General features: G+C 42.2%; 19 protein-coding genes. 14 read left to right on the top strand and 5 right to left on the bottom strand.

What is annotated here, in order from left to right:
- Nucleotides 1-219: 219 nt before the first annotated feature.
- The 5 genes from C5745_RS14900 (at nucleotide 220) to C5745_RS14920 (ending at nucleotide 6146) form a co-directional block, all read left to right on the top strand.
- Nucleotides 220-3498, top strand: a complete 3279-nt coding sequence (locus C5745_RS14900) for a S41 family peptidase (protein ID WP_105717809.1) — start codon at nucleotides 220-222, stop codon at nucleotides 3496-3498.
- Between the two features lie 71 nt (nucleotides 3499-3569).
- On the top strand, nucleotides 3570-4493 hold the full coding sequence (locus C5745_RS14905; RefSeq protein WP_105717810.1) for a CPBP family intramembrane glutamic endopeptidase: 924 nt from the start codon (nucleotides 3570-3572) through the stop codon (nucleotides 4491-4493).
- Entirely contained in the window at nucleotides 4474-4692 is a 219-nt protein-coding gene (locus C5745_RS14910) for a putative signal transducing protein (RefSeq protein ID WP_105717811.1), read from the top strand. Before C5745_RS14905 ends, C5745_RS14910 begins: the two co-directional genes overlap by 20 nt.
- Nucleotides 4682-5482: a phosphatidate cytidylyltransferase gene (locus tag C5745_RS14915; RefSeq protein WP_105717812.1), complete on the top strand. Its 801-nt coding sequence runs from the start codon at nucleotides 4682-4684 to the stop codon at nucleotides 5480-5482. The genes C5745_RS14910 and C5745_RS14915 overlap by 11 nt, the downstream gene beginning before the upstream one ends.
- A 1-nt stretch (nucleotide 5483) precedes the next feature.
- A complete protein-coding gene (locus tag C5745_RS14920; RefSeq protein WP_105717813.1) occupies nucleotides 5484-6146 on the top strand; it encodes a DUF2461 domain-containing protein in 663 nt (220 codons plus the stop codon).
- Here C5745_RS14920 and C5745_RS14925 read toward each other — a convergent pair.
- Nucleotides 6140-7336 (bottom strand): anhydro-N-acetylmuramic acid kinase, encoded by a 1197-nt coding sequence (locus C5745_RS14925; RefSeq protein ID WP_105717814.1) that lies wholly within the window; start codon nucleotides 7334-7336, stop codon nucleotides 6140-6142. The genes C5745_RS14920 and C5745_RS14925 overlap by 7 nt on opposite strands.
- Nucleotides 7337-7414: 78 nt before the next feature.
- Here C5745_RS14925 and gcvH point away from each other — a divergent pair, with 78 nt between their 5' ends.
- Nucleotides 7415-7795, top strand: coding sequence for a glycine cleavage system protein GcvH (gcvH, locus tag C5745_RS14930; protein ID WP_105717815.1), 381 nt, complete (start codon nucleotides 7415-7417; stop codon nucleotides 7793-7795).
- 98 nt (nucleotides 7796-7893) lie between these two features.
- Here the strand turns inward: gcvH and C5745_RS14935 are convergent, their stop codons facing one another.
- The 3 genes from C5745_RS14935 to mqnB all read right to left on the bottom strand — a co-directional run bounded on the left by C5745_RS14935 (nucleotide 7894) and on the right by mqnB (nucleotide 10506).
- A complete protein-coding gene (locus C5745_RS14935; protein WP_105717816.1) occupies nucleotides 7894-8652 on the bottom strand; it encodes a DUF6263 family protein in 759 nt (252 codons plus the stop codon).
- Between the two features lie 112 nt (nucleotides 8653-8764).
- Nucleotides 8765-9751, bottom strand: coding sequence for a pyruvate dehydrogenase complex E1 component subunit beta (locus tag C5745_RS14940; protein WP_105717884.1), 987 nt, complete (start codon nucleotides 9749-9751; stop codon nucleotides 8765-8767).
- A 140-nt stretch (nucleotides 9752-9891) separates the two neighbouring features.
- On the bottom strand, nucleotides 9892-10506 hold the full coding sequence (gene mqnB, locus C5745_RS14945) for a futalosine hydrolase (protein ID WP_105717817.1): 615 nt from the start codon (nucleotides 10504-10506) through the stop codon (nucleotides 9892-9894).
- 66 nt (nucleotides 10507-10572) lie between these two features.
- Here mqnB and C5745_RS14950 point away from each other — a divergent pair, with 66 nt between their 5' ends.
- The 8 genes from C5745_RS14950 (at nucleotide 10573) to C5745_RS14985 (ending at nucleotide 16862) form a co-directional block, all read left to right on the top strand.
- Nucleotides 10573-10986, top strand: a complete 414-nt coding sequence (locus tag C5745_RS14950; protein WP_105717818.1) for a 6-pyruvoyl trahydropterin synthase family protein — start codon at nucleotides 10573-10575, stop codon at nucleotides 10984-10986.
- Between the two features lie 26 nt (nucleotides 10987-11012).
- Nucleotides 11013-11645 (top strand): GTP cyclohydrolase I FolE, encoded by a 633-nt coding sequence (gene folE / locus C5745_RS14955; RefSeq protein WP_105717819.1) that lies wholly within the window; start codon nucleotides 11013-11015, stop codon nucleotides 11643-11645.
- 108 nt (nucleotides 11646-11753) lie between these two features.
- The gene (locus tag C5745_RS14960) at nucleotides 11754-12413 is read left to right on the top strand and encodes an O-methyltransferase (protein WP_394342077.1); all 660 of its coding nucleotides are present in this window, start codon (nucleotides 11754-11756) and stop codon (nucleotides 12411-12413) included.
- A gap of 22 nt (nucleotides 12414-12435) precedes the next feature.
- Nucleotides 12436-13182 carry a glucosaminidase domain-containing protein gene (locus tag C5745_RS14965; RefSeq protein ID WP_165793105.1) on the top strand — a complete coding sequence of 249 codons (747 nt, stop codon included), beginning with the start codon at nucleotides 12436-12438 and terminating at the stop codon, nucleotides 13180-13182.
- 54 nt (nucleotides 13183-13236) lie between these two features.
- Nucleotides 13237-14079: a glucosaminidase domain-containing protein gene (locus C5745_RS14970; RefSeq protein WP_105717822.1), complete on the top strand. Its 843-nt coding sequence runs from the start codon at nucleotides 13237-13239 to the stop codon at nucleotides 14077-14079.
- A gap of 140 nt (nucleotides 14080-14219) precedes the next feature.
- Complete coding sequence (locus tag C5745_RS14975; protein WP_133166358.1) at nucleotides 14220-14927, top strand: hypothetical protein; 708 nt, start codon at nucleotides 14220-14222, stop codon at nucleotides 14925-14927.
- A 51-nt stretch (nucleotides 14928-14978) separates the two neighbouring features.
- Nucleotides 14979-15929 carry a DUF3078 domain-containing protein gene (locus C5745_RS14980; RefSeq protein WP_243403365.1) on the top strand — a complete coding sequence of 317 codons (951 nt, stop codon included), beginning with the start codon at nucleotides 14979-14981 and terminating at the stop codon, nucleotides 15927-15929.
- A gap of 33 nt (nucleotides 15930-15962) precedes the next feature.
- Nucleotides 15963-16862, top strand: coding sequence for an N-acetylmuramoyl-L-alanine amidase (locus tag C5745_RS14985; RefSeq protein ID WP_243403366.1), 900 nt, complete (start codon nucleotides 15963-15965; stop codon nucleotides 16860-16862).
- Here the strand turns inward: C5745_RS14985 and C5745_RS14990 are convergent.
- A complete protein-coding gene (locus C5745_RS14990; protein WP_105717825.1) occupies nucleotides 16842-18539 on the bottom strand; it encodes a sodium:solute symporter in 1698 nt (565 codons plus the stop codon). The two genes, C5745_RS14985 and C5745_RS14990, sit on opposite strands and share 21 nt — an antisense overlap.
- Nucleotides 18540-18551: the final 12 nt, after the last annotated feature.

Below are 18551 nucleotides of genomic sequence, written 5' to 3' on the forward strand. Positions count from 1 at the left end.
TAGGGATCAGAACGCTGATATACAACAGGATAGATGAATAAAATATCAACAAAAAATAGAAATAATGTGGAGAATAGTAGAAAATAAAAAAAGGCTGCTCAAAAATTACTTTTGAGACAGCCTCTTTATTTTTAATAAAACTTTTTGCAACATCTCTGATATGAATCCAACGTATAGGATAAATTCTACTATTTTTGGCAGCAATCATCAATAATCTGTATGAAGAATAAATTTTCGAAGGCCTTACACGCACTTTTTCTTTCGGGCTTTTTGTTTTTAGGAGCAAAAGCGCAACAAGAAACCCTACTTTTGAGAAACCCAGATATAAGCGATAAGCATATTGCTTTTGTTTATGCTGGAGACGTATGGATAGCGAATAAAAATGGTGAAAACCCGCGGCGCTTGACAGTAAATCCCGGCGTAGAGCAGAATCCTATCTTCTCGCCGGATGGCCAGCAGATTGCTTTCACAGGCAATTACGATGGAAACACCGATGTCTATGTGGTTTCTATACAAGGGGGAACGCCACGACGGATTACCTTTCACCCCACCTCAGATATACTTCGCGGCTGGCTAAATAACGACGAGGTTTATTTCACAAGTACGCGAGAGTTCACCTACTCTTTAGGCCCCCGTTTATATAAAACATCGGTGAACGGAGAACTAGCTTCTCCACTGTTAATGCCGGAAGCCTATCAAGGAAGCCCCTCTCCCGACGGTCGTTATTGGGCATATATTAAAAACACGGATCCTACGGAAAGGGATCGCGTAGCGTTCAAGCGCTATCGCGGAGGCGGCATGCCTTCTGTTTGGATCTTTGATACGCAAACAAAAGAAGTAGAAATCATCCCAGGAGAAAACAGCAACGATGTGAAGCCCATCTGGTTGGGCGACAAGGTTTATTTTCTTTCAGATCGAGACAAAATAGTAAATATTTTCAGCTATGATACGAAAACTAAAAATATTGAGAAACTGACAAATTATAAAGATTACGATGTGCGTACGCTGAGCGGAAAAGGAAATGAGCTTACATTTGAATATGCCGGCCGCGTGCATATCCTTCATACCGCTACGAAAAATGTGAAAAGACTAGCCATCAATGTGAATGCCGATGCCATGTACAAGCGGCAGCATTATATAGATGTTGGAAAGGATATTCGTTCGTACACCATTTCTCCAACAGGTCAAAGAGTACTATTCGAGAATAGGGGAGAAATATTTACTGTACCGAAAGAAAAAGGTGATGCACGAAATATTTCTAAAGCGCCTGCTTCGCACGAACGCTTCCCAGCTTGGTCCCCGAATGGAAAATGGATTTCGTTTATTTCCGATAAAAATGGAAAATACGAATTGGTACTACGCGATCAAATGGCTAAAAACGAACCGATTTATATTCCCTTAGGAGAAGCTGCTTTTTATTACCAACCGAGTTGGTCGCCTGATAGTAAAAAGCTTTTCTATAATGATGCCCATCTCAATCTCTACTATGTGGATATAGAAACCAAGAAAATAACGCTGGTAGACGACGACCACCTTAGTTCAACGACAGGTAGGGTTTCCAATCATTTTCAGCCCTCGTGGTCCTTTGACTCTGACTGGATAGCTTATGTCAAAAGTCTAAGAAATGGTGTTCGTACGCTATTTATGTACAACCTGCAAACAAAACAGTCCACGCAGATCACAGACGGCATGAGTGCCGTCAACCAACCAACTTTTAGTCGGGATGGAAAGTACCTTTTTTTCTCTGCAAGTACGAATACCGGTTTGACAAATTCAGGACTACACATGACAGCTTATGAAAGAAATGTAAATTATAATGTTTACGCTTTTATTCTTTCAAAAGAAACACCGTCCCTGTTTAAAAATGAAAGCGACGAAGAAGAAATAACGGACGACAAAACGAAAAACAAAAAAGAGGAGAATAAAGAAAAGGAAGATAAATCTGAAGAAAAGCCTAGGGAAGATAAATCAAAGCAGTCAGTAACAAAAGTTGATCTGGAAGATATAAGCCGCCGTATCATTGCGCTACCCCTCTCTCCTGGTCGCTATTCGTTGAATGGGACGACGGAAAACATGTTGACTTATATGCGTGGCAATACGATTGGTGCCTACGACTTAAAGAAATTGGAAGACAATAAGTTGGTCGAAAATGCTTCGGGGTTTGATATCAGCGCAGATGGAAAGAAAATGCTTTATCGAAGCAATCGCGACTTTTTCATTGTGAATGCCGGACAAAAACCCGCCCCTGGAAAGGGAAAGATAGAATTTAAAGACGTTAAGCAATTAGTAGATCCGGTAGCGGAATGGAAACAGATTTTTCATGAAGTATGGGCAATGCAGAAGGAATTCTTCTATGTAGAGAATATGCACGGCGTCGATTGGAATGCAATGAAGATAAAGTATGAGAAATTTTTACCATACGTAGGACATCGATCAGATTTAGGGTATCTGTTGAACGAGATGATGGGTGAAATGGTCGTAGGACATAATTATATATATCCTGGTGACGAACCGGCAACGCCCGCTGTGCAAACGGGTACATTAGGAGCGGATTTCGACGTAGTAGAAAAAGGATACAAGATCAACAAGATATATACTACTTTAGATTGGAATCCGTCGCTCAGGGCGCCACTTGCTGAACCCGGCTTAAACGTCAGCGAAGGGGAGTATATTGTTGCAGTGAACGGTATTCCCCTAAATGAGTCAATTAATATTTTCCAGTTGCTGGAAAATACGGTCGATAAACAGGTGACCTTGAAAATCAATGATACGCCATCATCGACCGGAGCGCGGGAAATTGTTGTAAAACCTATATCATTTGGACAGGAGACCAGTTTGCGCAGGATGGCATGGGTGGAATCTAACCGTAAAAAAGTAGATGAGCTTAGTAAAGGCCAAATCGCGTATGTGTACATGCCAAATACGGGACCGGAAGGATATGCCTATTTTAACCGCTATTATTTTTCCCAGATGGATAAGAAAGCACTTTTATTGGATGAAAGAAACAATGGTGGTGGTTGGGTCGCGGATTATGTCATCGATTTATTGTCTAGGGAACTTATATCCGGTTGGCGGATCCGTGACGGAAGGAGCTTTACTACGCCGGGAAATGGTATTTATGGTCCGAAAGCGATGATTATCAACGAGAATGCAGGGTCCGGAGGGGATATGATGCCATATATGTTTCGTTTCAAAGGCCTTGGAAAGCTCGTAGGGCGTACGACAATGGGAATACTAGTGGGTATTTCGGGATATCCGCCGCTGTTGGATGGCGGACGTATAACCTCGCCAAACTTTGGAATATTCGACCTAGACAGCAACTACATTATCGAAAATAAAGGCGTTGCTCCCGATATTTTTGTAGAACAGATGCCGAAAGATTTGCTCGAAGGAAGGGATCCGCAATTGGAGAAAACCATTGCTATTTTATTGGAAGAGATGAAAACCTACCCATACAAGGAATTAAAAGACCCCAAAGATCCTGTGCGGGTAAAGTAACAATACATAAAAAGGAGTGAATTTCACTCCTTTTTATGTATTAAAACGGATGAAATACCTATTTTTAATCTATGAATACATCCGAGGTACAAGAAAAGAGCCCATGGGGAGACCTGCTTTTTTTGATTATGGTCCTGTTTATCTGTGTTTTCGCTGTTTCACTAATTTTCGGCGGACTGGGGTATTTTCTTTTTGGGAATATCGACTTTTTTTCAAAGGTATCAGGAGCAAATCCAGTGCAGCAGTATTATGCCTATTTGGTATTGGGAATCAGCTCTGCAGCTACATTTATTTTACCAGCATATATTTTTCAGCGCAAGAAAAAAGCGGAAGAATTGTTCCCTCGTCAAAATCTTAACGATTGGAAGACCTATGTTTTAAGCATACTCTTTCTCTTTGCTTTTTCACCTTGTATGTCGCTGATTGCGGAGTGGAATGCCAATATGCGTTTGCCGGAGACTTGGCGCTTTATAGAAGAGTGGATGCGCATAAAAGAGGACGAGATGGCTTTGCTGACCGAGAGCATTGTTATGACGGCTTCTTGGGATAGGCTCTTGTTAAACATTGTCGTCATGGCGATTTTGCCGGGTATAGGCGAAGAGCTATTCTTTAGGGGCGCGTTACTACAAATAGGAACACGGATTTTTAAAAATGAATATGTTGCTGTTTGGGTCGTTGCGCTTGTTTTCAGTGCGATACATATACAGTTTTACGGCTTTTTCCCTCGCTTAATCCTCGGCGTGTTTTTTGGTTATCTCGTCGTTTGGACACGGAATATCTGGACAGCTAATATTGCTCATTTTGTTAATAATAGCATGGTGGTTATACTGGCTTTTTATTATGCTACGCAGGGCAAAAGCTATGCGGAACTCATGGAAGGTGATTCTTATCCGATAATTGTGTATCTTGGTAGCTTCGTTTTCAGTATCATCATTGCTTTTATATTTTATCAGTACATAACAAGACTAAGGCTATATGGAAAAAGGTTGGATTAAATTACAGACATACACCGATGCCATTCGGGGAGAAATAGATAAACAGGTGCTAGCGGAGAATGGAATTCCCGCTGTTTTGCTCAACAAGCAGGATTCATCCTTCATGTTTGGAAAAATAGACCTTTTCGTTAATGAACGCGATTTCAGACATGCCCAAGAATTAATAGCGGAAAACGAGTCAGAAACAGATGAAAACTAGGGCGATAACAGGATTTTTTTTTATTGCGGTTTTAATAGGGGCTGTCTTGCTTGGGCCTTATGTTTTTGTGTCTCTTTTTTCGTTGATAGCCACTTATTGTGTATATGAGTTTTATCGCATGGTGCACACCCAGCATACCCAACCTTTGGTCTTTCTAGGTGTTGGGGTTACCGCTTTGGGATTGGTCTTAGTGGACATGGTACTTTTAGACCTTCTCCCCTATGCTATTCTACCCCTTGGCGTGACAGCCGTTTTATTACTTTATATAGCGGCACTTTTCCGTAAAACGGTGCATCCCATGCAAGACGTAGCGTATTCGCTTTTTGGATTAATATACGCCGCTATACCCTTCGTTTTTTTTATGAGTCTGGGATTTGTGAATGGTATATACAACGCATATATCCCGCTTGGTTTTTTGATTCTTCTATGGACCAATGACACAGGTGCCTACCTCGCCGGGAGGAGTATTGGAAGGCGTAAATTATTTGAACGCATTTCCCCAAATAAGACATGGGAAGGATTTTTTGGAGGTGCCGTGTTTGCTGCCCTTGCAGGATTCGTCCTTTCGCATTATTTTGCAATCCTTCCAATGTGGTGCTGGGTATGTATGGGTTTGATTATTGCGATATTCGGAACACTTGGCGATTTGGTAGAATCCATGCTGAAACGTAACGTGGGTGTTAAGGACTCTGGGAATTTATTGCCGGGACATGGCGGCTTGCTCGATCGGTTTGACGGCTTGTTGGTTGCCGCGCCTTTGGTTTATTTGTTTTTAAAAAGTACACTCTGATATGAAGGTAGAAAAACAAACATTGGACTTTTTGAACCAGCTTCAAAAAAACAATAATCGGGAATGGTTTCAGGAAAACAAGCCGACATATGAAACGGCGCTCGCGAATATAAAAGAGTATATAACAGCGCTAATCGTTGCGCTATCGGAGTTTGATCCTCACATCAATACAGATATACAAGCTTCGCGATGTCTATTCCGCATATATCGTGATACCCGATTTTCAAAAGACAAAACGCCGTACAAGACATGGTTCGCCGCTGGGATTTCGATAGATGGCCGGAAACTAGACGGCCCGGAATACTATCTGCACATTGAGCCAGGAAAACACTTTTTGGCGGCAGGATATTGGCGTCCGGAAAAACATCATTTGAATGCTATTCGGCAGGAAATAGATTACAATTTTGAGGAGATGGTCGATGCGCTTGCACAAGGAGGCTGGACAGTTGGAGATTTATCTACCGAAGACAAATTAAAAAGAGCTCCCGCAGGCTATAGCGAACAAGACCCCCATATCGAGGTAATGAAATTAAAAAGTTATATCTTGTACAAATCCTTTACCGACGCGGAAATAACAGGTACTAAATCGTTACAGCAGGTTGTTGATACTGCCAAACGCATTTTACCGTTTAAGCGCTTTATCCACCACGCTTTAGATCAATAAGGCAGGCTAATTTTGCCCATGCATATCGCAGGAGAATCTTTAATCTGTTGGACATGGGATGGTGAACCTGCAATGGTCTCGTTGGCAAGGAGCGCAAAAAGACAGGCCTCTTTAGCATCGGGATTTAATCCCAACGAGCTAAATGAGGAGACAGATACGGAGGTAAAGACATCACGGATGTTCTTCATTAACAAAGGATTGTAGATACCGCCCCCGCTCACATATATGTGTACATCTTCTAGCTCTGCCGATGCACGTATGATGCCGTCTACTATCGCTTGCGCTGCAAATTTGTTTAGGGTTGCTAACACGTTCTCTGGAGCAATTGATGAAGTATTCGAAACCGTTTGGGCTTCTCTCAAATAAGCTAAATTAAACAGCTCCGGCCCAGTCGTCTTTGGAAAATCCGCGTGTAAAAAGGGAGCTGTCAACAACGCCTCCAAAAGTGCGATATCTACGGTTCCCTTTTTCGCTATTTGGGCGTTCTCGTCCATTTCCAATCCGTATTGTTCAAAAGCGAACTGGTTCATCATTGTATTTCCGGGTCCTAGATCGGTAGCATACGCTTTCAGCTCACTTTCCTTTTTGGGGAGGAATGTGAAATTAGATATCCCGCCTATATTGAGCAGAAACCTGTTTTCTGTCTCTGAGGAAAAGAGAAGAAAATCCCCATAGGCAGCTAATGGTGCCCCCTCTCCTCCGGCTGCCACGTGCTTTTGTCGAAAATCTGACAGCGTGATGATGCCCGTTATGTGGGCAATGTGGTCACCATCTCCAATTTGTAAGGTGCTATTCGGCAAGATTGTTTCCCCAGTCAAACGCTGAGGTGCGTGGTACACCGTCTGCCCGTGACTGGCGATTAAATCCACATCCGATGAGGGAATATTCCATTGTTCCAATGCGCGATTAATGAGCTCGCCATGTGTTTTTCCGACATAGGCGTGTAACGCGCACAGCAATTGTTGGTCTATATGGCGTTTGGCGAATATCTCCCGAATGCGTTGACGAAAAGTTGTATCGTAGGGAATAGTGGTAAAATTATCGAGAAATAATGTCGTCTCTTGACCACTGCTTCCAATACGACACAGAGCAATATCCAAACCATCTAATGATGTTCCGGACATCAGTCCGATGATACGACGCTCTTTTTGTTGCGCGATGCGGTATAGTTTTTCGACTTGCTGGTTCATTGAACGAATATAAGCAAGAACGAATGAATTTTTGGTTATCTCATGGGATAATTATATTTTTGGGCAAATAATATAGATATGAATTTTCCAGCAGAATTAAAATACACGAAAGATCACGAATGGATTCGTGTCGAAGGTGACGAGGCCGTTATTGGAATTACAGATTTTGCACAACGCGAATTAGGCGACATTGTTTTTGTTGATATCAACACTGTCGGCGAAGAAGTAGCTGCAAATGAAATATTCGGTACGGTTGAGGCTGTTAAAACGGTTTCTGATTTGTTTATGCCTGTGAATGCGACGGTTTTGGAAGTGAATGAGGCAATTGATGCGTCGCCTGAATTGGTCAACACAGATCCCTATGGAGAAGGTTGGATTATCCGTGTAAAATTGAGCAATCCCGCTGACGTGGATGCATTGTTGTCTGCAGATGGCTATAAAGAAGAAATAAATGCTTAGCAGTCTATTATAAATAGCATAAACGATAAAAGCCGATCCCATAATAGGATCGGCTTTTATCTTGATACGTATGTCACCGATACTTCGTGTACATTACGTCAATCCACTGTTGTCTCTATATCACTGATTATTTTAGCACCTTGTGCTTCAATCGTTGTTTTTATAGAACTGCTTTTTGTGAAGTGGGTTAGTTTGTCTAAGGTGTAACTGCCAGACATATGACCGATTTCTTCTCCAGACTCCTGTGACATCGTACCTTTGATATCAATAATGTATCCATCAGCATTCTCTTCGCGGAAGGTTGAGATCATTTCTATTTTTGAAAACAAAGGATTTTCTGCTACTTCAGTGGCGGTCTCCCAAGACTCCCCCAGCGCCACCGCCTTTTCCGGAAAAGAAGGTGATAAGTTAGAAAAAGAGGTCGCGTCGAATCCCTGTGCAGCGAAACTAGCTGGTAAGTCGATATCTATCGTTTTCCCTTTTTCCGTAACAACAGATGAAATTTTTTGATCAATGATTTTGGAGAATTGTTCACCTAACATTTTGGCGGCCTCACTTGTAGCTTCTTCTTCTGAGTTATAAGACAGCGTCATCATACCGGCATCTATATCCGCCTTAATCGCTTTGATAACATTTTCCAGAGTGAAGTTTTCGTTTTCTTTTTTCGCCGGAAGCAACTCCATTTTCATATTCATATCCATGATTACACTTTGAGGACCATCTACATCTGTCTTCATAAGCATATTGAGTTGAAGAGGCTTTCCGACTTCCGGATTGAGTCTAAAGTCTACGGTCTTTTGAGCAAACGAAAAGAGGCCCATACATAAAGCAAAACCGGTAATAAATAATCTTTTCATATAAAAGTATGTTATGGGGGTGAATATAAGAAAAATTGAAAAAAGAAAGAGTCTTCCATATACATAGAAGACTCTTTTCCAATTATATTATTCCTCAGAAAGAGGGATGAATCTATTTGGTAATATAAGACACTTCTTTTACCGCTTTTACTACTTTGGCGATGCTTGGCAGACTTGCTTCCACCAACGTTGGAGCATAACCAAGAGGAACATCGGCAGACGTTACGCGAATAACTGGCGCATCAAGGTAGTCGAAAGCATCTTTCTGAACCTTAAACGCGATTTCGCCGGAAATAGACGCTAACGGCCAAGCCTCCTCTACCACTACTAAACGGTTGGTCTTTTTCACAGACTCGATAATAGCCGTATAATCAATAGGACGAACAGAGCGTAAATCGATTAACTCTACACTAACACCCTCTTTTGTTAGTTCTTCTACAGCAGGTATGACTACGCGAGGAACCATTTTACCAAAAGATACCACGGTTACATCTGTACCTTCTTGTACAGTATGTGCCTTACCGATAGGCAAGTAGTATTCTTCTTCCGGAACCGATCCTTTATCTCCATACATGACTTCTGATTCCATAAAAATAACAGGATCTGGGTCAAGAATTGCAGTTTTTAACAAACCCTTCGCGTCATAAGGATTGGATGGAATAACAACTTTCAAACCAGGTGTGTTCGCGTACCAATTCTCAAAATTTTGGGAGTGTTGAGCACCCAGCTGCCCTGCGTTACCTGTTGGTCCGCGGAAAACAATCGGACAAGAGAATTGCCCGCCACTCATTTGGTGCAATTTTGCTGCTGAATTGATGACCTGATCGATAGCGACCAACGAGAAGTTGAAGGTCATAAATTCGATAATAGGTCTAAGGCCATTCATCGCTGCACCAACGCCGATACCAGCAAAACCAAGCTCTGCTATCGGAGTGTCGATAACACGTTTTGGCCCAAATTCATCTAGCATGCCTTGGCTCACTTTGTAAGCCCCGTTGTAATCAGCGACTTCCTCGCCCATCAAGAATATCTTATCGTCTTTACGCATTTCTTCGTTCAATGCCTCACGAAGCGCTTCTCTGAATTGTATTTCTCTCATCAGTTGTAAAATTGTGTCTTTTTTGAATATCGCAAAACTACTATAATTAATTGATATTTCGTAATGGATTATACGTAAAAAAGGATCGAAACAACGTAAAAATAGCATTGTTTTGACAAGGAGAAACAGGTTTATAGCAATTAATTTATCAACCTTAAAAGGTGCTGTAGAAAGTCATTCAAATTTTTGATTGCGAGCCCAATTTCCCAGGCGTTTCGATTTCTGGGTTCGATATAATTCGAGACGGACCGGAATTGCAAGCAGCAGATATTTTGCTGCTCGGCAACGAAGAAGGCTGCCGCTCCTTCCATAGATTCAATCAAAGGTTTTTGGTATTGTTGATGTAGTCGCAGGATGCTAGCCTCTGATCCGTGTACACTATTGACCGTGATGCCCCTCGCTTTCTGAATGTTAGGAAGCTGGATGTTGATCGGGAGCTTCTCGGTATACACCCGTTTTCCGAAGCCAAGCTCCTCGATCGATAAAAATGTACCATTATCTTCGGCGCCCAATCCAAATATTTCGTCTGTATATATTTGATATACTTCTCCCAAGGGTGCTGAGGAGTCCAATGCTCCGCCAATTCCGACATGGACTAGTAAATCGACCTTGTGCCGCTGCAAATGCGTTGCCAATGCGTAGGTCGTGGCTACCATGCCTACTCCGGTAATGAGATAAGGTATACGTTTTTCCTTCAAGAAAGAAAGAGAAGGCTTTATTTCTTCGATGGTGGCGGCTACAACTAAAATGCTCATGTGGAACTATCGCTTTAAGCGGTGAAGATACTAAGAATCTAGTTTTTATCCGCTATCTTTGTCTTTATGATTTACATCACGAGGCGCGAACGATTCAGCGCCGCACATAAGCTATATCGGGAGGATTGGTCTCTGGAGCAAAACGAGGCCGTATTCGGCAATTGCTCTAACCCCAACTGGCACGGCCACAATTATGAGCTTTTTGTGACCGTAAAAGGCGAGATAAATCCTGAAACAGGTTTTTTAATTGACCTTAAAAAGATGAAAAGCATCATTTTGCAGCACGTTATCAGTAAGTTAGATCATAAGAACGTGAACCTTGATGTCGACTTTATGCAGGGTAAGAAAGCCTCTACAGAAGTTATCGCCGTCGCGATATTTCAAGTACTAAAGCCCTTTTTTGATCAAGAAAATGTACAGTTGCATGCGGTCAAATTGTACGAAACAGAGAATAATTTTGTCGAATACTTTGGTGAATAAGTAAAAGCCATTTTTAATTTAAACAAATGAGTAATCTAACAGCCTTCGAAAGCGAAGAACAAGATGGTTATATCAAAATCGATCAATATAATCAAAAACAAGTAGAAGAAATTGCTTCTTACTACCCCGCGATTTTGCGCGCTCTCGGTGAAAATCCGGAAAGGGAGGGGTTGGTCAAGACACCGGAACGCGTTGCTAAAGCGCTACAGTTTCTAACCCATGGCAATGACGTTGATGCTGCGGAGGTATTGCGTAGTGCTATGTTCGAAGAAGAATATAGTCAGATGGTAGTGGTAAAGGATATCGAGGTTTACTCTTTATGCGAGCACCACATGCTTCCTTTTTTTGGAAAAGCGCATATCGCCTATATCCCTAATGGACACATTGTCGGTTTAAGTAAGATTCCGCGTGTTGTAGACGCGTTTGCAAGACGACTACAGGTACAGGAGCGATTAACCAATGAAATACGGGATTGTATACAAGAAACGCTTAAGCCGGCAGGTGTCGCAGTGGTGATAGAATGTAAACACATGTGCATGGCGATGCGCGGTGTACAGAAGCAAAATTCTGTCACGACCACCTCTGCATTTACAGGAGCGTTTCAGAACGATGTTACACGATCAGAATTTTTAAGATTGATTATGGCATCGTTGGATTAATAGCAAACCATGTAAAAAAGGCCTTTTTTGATAGCAAAAGAGGCCTTTTTTATTTACGGGGGGTAAACAACGCGAGCTTTAATTTATGTTAAAGTTTTTTGTATTAAGATGCTACTTAGTAGTTTTGCGACTATGCTTGAAAATGAAGACGTAATAAATACGTATTTAGAGAAGACTTGCGATGCAGAAAGCGAGCTTCTGAAGCGTATAGCGAGGGAAACCTATTTACGTGAGACAATGCCTCATATGTTGTCCGGTCATTTTCAAGGAAGGGTGCTTGCGATGTTAGCGAAACTAGTGAAGCCCAAAAGAATATTAGAAATAGGCACATTTACCGGCTACGCTACACTGTGTCTGGCAGAAGGTCTTGATAAAGAAGGCGTGTTACACACCATCGATATCAACGAAGAGCTGGAGGAACGCGTACAACGTTATTTTGATATCTCTCCTTTTGGAGATCGAATAAAGTATCATATTGGGGATGCTGCTGAGATCATCCCGGAAATTGAAGGTAACTTTGATTTGGTGTTTATTGACGCTGATAAAAAAAGAAACCTGTATTATTTCGAAACGCTCATCGATCGCGTTGTCAGTGGGGGGTTGCTATTAATAGATAATGTACTTTGGAAAGGAAGGGTTTTAACGGACCATCCAGATAGCCAAACTAAAAAGGTGATCGAACTAAATGAAACCGTGGCAAAGGACAGCCGTGTAGAAAAGCTGATTTTGCCCATTAGAGATGGACTTTTTGTATTGCGCAAAAAGTGATGGTTTAACTAAAATAAATAATATGCAAAAAACAAGTATTGGTAAGTATGTAATGATACTACTAATGTTTGTGTTTACGGTCACCACGACCATTGCACAAAAATTTTCACCAAGTAGTTATATTGCGGAGCACAAAGACCTAGCTCAACAATTAATGATCGAAACAGGAGTGCCAGCTTCTGTTATTTTAGCGGTAGCTTTTCATGAGAGTGCATATGGCAATAGCCGCGTAGCAAAACACCTTAATAATCATTTCGGAATCAAAGGAAAAAATAAAAGTAAAGCCATTCGGTCGGCATATAAGGGTTACGGGTCGGCCGAGGAATCCTATCGGGATTTTGTAGGATTGATGCAGCGACGAAAAGCAAACAGGGTACTCTTTGATAAATATGATGCAGATGACTATGAGGGCTGGGTCAAAGGTATTTTTAAAGCTGGTTATACGAGTTTAAGTAGCTGGACTCCCAAAGTCCTAGCGACTATTAGACGCTATAATTTAGATAAATATGATCAAGTACAGCAGCGATCCGCTGACAAAGGAATGTTAGCAAAGAGCGGAGCAACAAAAATTCAACAGGATATATTGTTACGTTCCATGGAAGCCAATGACATGTCTGTAGATTTTACACCGGGAGTAACCCACGTCGTGACAAAGGGGGAGACACTATCGGATTTAGCAACACGTTACAATACTTCAGTGGAAGCTTTAAAACGAAGGAATAATTTGCAATCGTCGAAACTATCGATGGGGCAACGTTTGTTGTTGTAATTATATAATTGATAAGATTAAAGTCGATAAATTAGTTTATAGCCTACAGCTAAAATGAAATACAAGGGTTTAGGTATATTGCTGATATTCGCTACTGTTCTGCTGGTATTCGGATCCTGCGCTTCGCGTAGAACAACGCTTCGGCACCCAAATACCGGAAATAAGAAAACTGACCAAGCTCGCGCTTCGGGAGCAGCCTTTATATCTGGACAAGCGTATATTGATCGGTATAAAGATATTGCCATTGCCGAAATGAACCAATATGGTATTCCTGCAAGCATAAAGTTAGCACAAGCGCTATTGGAGTCGGGGAACGGCAATAGCTATCTTGCGCGTGAAGCCAATAATCATTTCGGGATAAAATGTGGTGGTATTTGGCAAGGAAAATCCATTACACGTCCAGACGACCACGTGCGGGATTGTTTTCGCGTATACAACGATCCCGAGCACTCGTTTCGGGATCACAGCCAGTTTCTATTGAGAAAACGCTATGAAAGACTGTTTACATTAGACAAGAACGATTACAAGGGCTGGGCAAAAGGTTTAAAAGATGCGGGATATGCTACGAACCCGCGCTATCCAGAACTGCTTGTCAACCTCATTGAACGGTACCAGCTCTATCAATACGATCGATCAGAATCTTATGCCCACAAGGAGAAGCGGGAAGAAAAGATAGAGGAAATTATCGAGGAGAAAGAAGTTGTAGAACCGGCGGTCAAAACGAACGACGATGAGTTGAAAAGTGCGGTAGCCATGGTTATTTACGAAGTAAAAGCAACGGACACGCTGTACAATATTAGCCAACGACATGGCGTCACCATGGAACAGATCAGACAGCTAAATGGCATGTCGTCCGACGATCTTTCAGTGGGTCAGTTATTGGTGATTTCGAAATGACCTAAATAATAAGTGACGATCGCCGTTATGGACTAAAAAATGTTAAAATTTCGTATTATACGTTTCTTTTCCCTTAGTTTTATAAAGTGGAGACCCTAAAGTATATCTTCTTATTTTTTTTGTTTCTATATGTTCCCGTTTTGACAGTAGCACAGACTAAAACTGTGCAGGGCATTGTATTGGATAAAGGTACAAATCAACGGGTGGGAAAAGCTTTTATCAAAAACGACGATACCAAAGAAAATACATTCAACAATGCCCGCGGCGAATTTGAGATTGGGGTTTCCTTAGGAGATTTGATAATAACATCTAAAGAGGAGTACGTGGCTGATACCATCAAGTACACCGGACAACAAGTACTTATGGTCTATTTGGATCGTACTTCTATTTATATACCTGAAGTAAGGGTCGTAGCTCGGCAGTCGCCCGAGGAGGTTTTTCGCCGCCGACAGGAGGAATACAACAAAGCATATAAACTAGCTGCCCCAAGGGACGTTTTCAGCCAAGGGGCAACAGGTGCGGGCGTCAGTATCGATATGCTTTACGGATTATTTAGTAAAGAGCGAAAGAATGCGAAGCGCTTTACGCGTTTTGTTCAGCGCGAATATGAGGAAGATGTGATTGATTCCAAATTTACGCGTGATCTCGTTAGCAATGTTACCGGCTTAACCGGAGATCAGCTTGGAATTTTTATGAGCAACTACCGACCCTCCTACTATTTTGTCTCGGTTGCCTCACCCTACGAGTTGACAACTTATATCAAAAGCAAGTATGAAATATTTAAATTAAATCCTAACTTGCGCTTTTTACCGAAATTGCCGGAAATTGATTTGGAAGTAAATAATTAAAACGTCATGCTTAAAAAAATAAACGTTCTGTTTGTTGTTTATTTGCTCGTTATGAGTCAGATAAGTGTTGCGCAGGTCGACCTTAAAGGATTAAGGGAAAAACCTGATACCAATATTGTGGCGAAGCCCCAGGCACCTGTGGCTAATTTGCAGGAAGTTTCGGTACCCATTCCAAAGCTGGACCTGGAGATTAATTATTGGAAACATTGGACTAAATTTGGAGTAAACATGAATCAAGCCTCCTTCAGTGAAAACTGGAACGCGGGAGGGGTGAATTCTATTTCGATTGGTTTGTTAGGTTGGCATAAATCCGAGTATAATAAGAATAACTTTCAGTATGTAACGGAGCTGGACCTGCGGTACGGAAAAATTCGAAATAAAGATCAGCTGGCGAAAAAGAATAACGACCGGATTTTTTGGGATCATAAAATCGCGCACAAACTTTCCAAAAGTTGGGCACTCTATTTTTCGGTTACGTTTGAATCCCAGTTTGACGTCGGTTATAAATACGGACGAGATCAGGAGACAAACGACGAAATTATTACGGATACGGTTTCGGCGTTTATGGCGCCAGGCTATTTTACGGAGTCATTCGGTTTGGAATACAAACCGGACAATACATTTTCCCTTCGTCTTGGTACCGGCACAGCTAGGCAGACATTGCTTTTAGACAATCGCATCGCACAACCGGAAGGGGGAAGCGAAGTATATGGTGTGGAGCCCGGGCTGAGATTTAGAAATGACTTGGCCTTTCAAATAACCGCTAATTTGGACAGGAACTTATCGAAGAACCTCAACTTAAAGGCTAGGTATAATCTATTTGCGGATTATAAGGAAATTAGTGATCCCGATCACCGATTGGACGCGACGCTTACGGCCAAAGTAACGAATTTGGTTAACGTTTCCCTAAGCGGTATTATGGTTTATAATTCAGCGGAGGCTGATAAAGTACAATATAGCCAAGCACTGGCTTTAGGTTTGACTTATGCTTTACCGAGATAGTATGAATGGTTGTGTGAGAAAGTATCGTAACGTTTGAGAAGTTTTTGTTATTTCCTTATCGTTTTTTGGCTGTTGACGTCCTGCGGTACACCAAAGCAGCGCATACTGCATAATGCAAGCGCACCTGTGCTCCGCGCAGATACCATCAAACTCGACCCGGACTCCCTAAAACTTCCTTCGGTAGCAGCATCGTTAGCAGAAAAACAGGTGATGGCCCTACCCGTAGCGGTCACGACCGAAGATAAAATCAAGATGCTGATGCGTGAAGGCATTAACAAGAATGTGGATTGGTCGGAAGCTGCTCATTACGACATTAGAAAGCCGAATTTTGTCATTATCCACCATACGGCACAAAATAGTATACAACAAACCATACGCACATTTCAGTTAGAACATACCAAGGTATCTGCACATTACGTCATCGGTAAAGACGGCCGCGTCGTGCAGATGTTGAATGACTATCTTCGCTCCTGGCACGCGGGGCGATCGAAATGGGGAAATGTTACAGACCTGAACTCCGTGTCTCTCGGGATCGAGTTGGATAATAACGGAAAGGAACCCTTTCCGGATATTCAGATAAATGCCCTACTCGTTTTATTGGATACGCTAAAGACCAAGTACCAGATACCATTCACCAATTTTCTAGGACACGCCGACGTGGCGCCGGCACGAAAGAATGATCCAAGTGTACTTTTCCCTTGGAAACGCTTAGCCGAGCAAGGCTTTGGAGTATGGTATGATGATAGTAACCTCATGCCCCCTCCTGCCAATTTTAACTATGTGGATGCACTCCGTATCATTGGTTACGACGTTAGCAATCTTAATGCAGCTATTGTTGCATTTAAGCGGAAATTTATTATTACCGATCTCAGTAAAGAATTGACTGATTATGATAGGCGTGTTCTGTACAATTTATACCGACGGTACTTTTAATTTGAGCGTCGTTTGTAAGATCAATCCGAAGATGATTACACATACACAGCCGACTAAGTTGAGCCATAGATAAGCCATGATATCCGCTTTCCAGATTCCGAAAACAACAACTTCGGAGAGTACAGCGGCCCAAAATACAGCTTTCCCCCCAATACGTTTTACATAGAACGCAACAAGGAAAATTCCTAAGATAGTGCCGTAGAAAAGTGAACCTAAAATATTGACGGCCTCAAGGAGGTTTCCGAGCTGACTGGCGTAGAGCGCTACAGCAAGAGTGAGGATACCCCAAACGAGGGTAAATAGCCTTGATGCGCGGAGATATCCCCCATCGGAACCCTTTTTGTTGATAAATCGTTTATAAATATCAACAACGGTGGTGGACGACAACGAATTTATGGCGCTGGCGGTTGCTCCCATAGACGCCAAAAAAATGATGGCAATCAGCAATCCGATAAGCCCTTTTGGGAATGTACTCGTTACAAAAGAAAGAAAGATATAGTTGTTATCATTGAGTTCTGCATCGGGGTTATTCCTTTGCAACAACGCCTCCACTTCCTTTCTTAATTCCTGGTTTTGTTTGTTTTTTTCCTGCAGAGCTTGACGGGAAGCGTTAATCGTTTCGGAATCGTCGGCTTTAATAGCAGCGACTAATTTCTCCACCCACTCTTTTTTCTCTTCGCCGACGGCTTCATGACGCACTATTATATGCTCGTATTCATCGCTATAGACGCTATTTTCAATTTTGGCAACCTCTACATTATTGAAAAATAAAGGGGGCGTGTGAAACTGATAGTAAGCAAAAACCAAGATGCCAATCAATAAAATACAAAACTGCATCGGCACTTTTAGTAAACCATTCATGAGAAGTCCTAATCTAGAATCCCGGATAGAAGACCCCGTGAGGTAGCGCCCTACCTGACTTTGATCGGTACCAAAATAAGAAAGCTGAAGAAAGAATCCACCAACGAGCCCGGTCCAAACCGTGTACTGGTTATTGAGATCGAAACTCCAATCTATGGCGTTGGTCTTGCCTGATTTCCCTGCGATATGCAAGGCTTCTTTAAAACCGATATCCGTTGGGAGGTAGTGTACGACCATGACACCTGCAGCCAATAAAGCGGTAAATATGATGCCCATTTGTAATAACTGGGAATACGAAACCGCTTTTGTTCCACCCCAGACGGTGTAAAAGATCACCATGGTCCCGATAATCAGTGTCGTATAGGTGACATCAAGGTGCAGAATGCTGGAAAGGATAATGGAGGGGGCAAAGATAGTGATGCCGGTGGACACACCTCGTTGCACAAGAAAGAGTAATGCGGTGAGTACTCTGGTATTTACATCAAATCTTTTTTCTAGGAATTCGTAGGCGGTGTACACCCTTAATCGATGGAATATAGGCACAAAAGTTATGCAGAGAACAATCATGGCCAGGGGCAGGCCGAAATAAAACTGAACAAAGCTCATTCCCGAGGAATAAGCGAGGCCCGGCGCCGATAAAAATGTGATGGCGCTGGCTTGTGTTGCCATCACCGAAAGCCCTACGTTGTACCAGGGCAATTCGCGGTCGCCAACGATATATCCATCGATGTTTTTGATTCCCCTGCTCTTGTAGACCCCGTAGGCGACAATGAGCAAGAGCGTGAGAAAGAGTACTATCCAGTCAATAGTACTCATGAATAATTTTTA

The organism is Sphingobacterium haloxyli, from assembly GCF_002980525.1.
GTDB lineage: Bacteria > Bacteroidota > Bacteroidia > Sphingobacteriales > Sphingobacteriaceae > Sphingobacterium > Sphingobacterium haloxyli.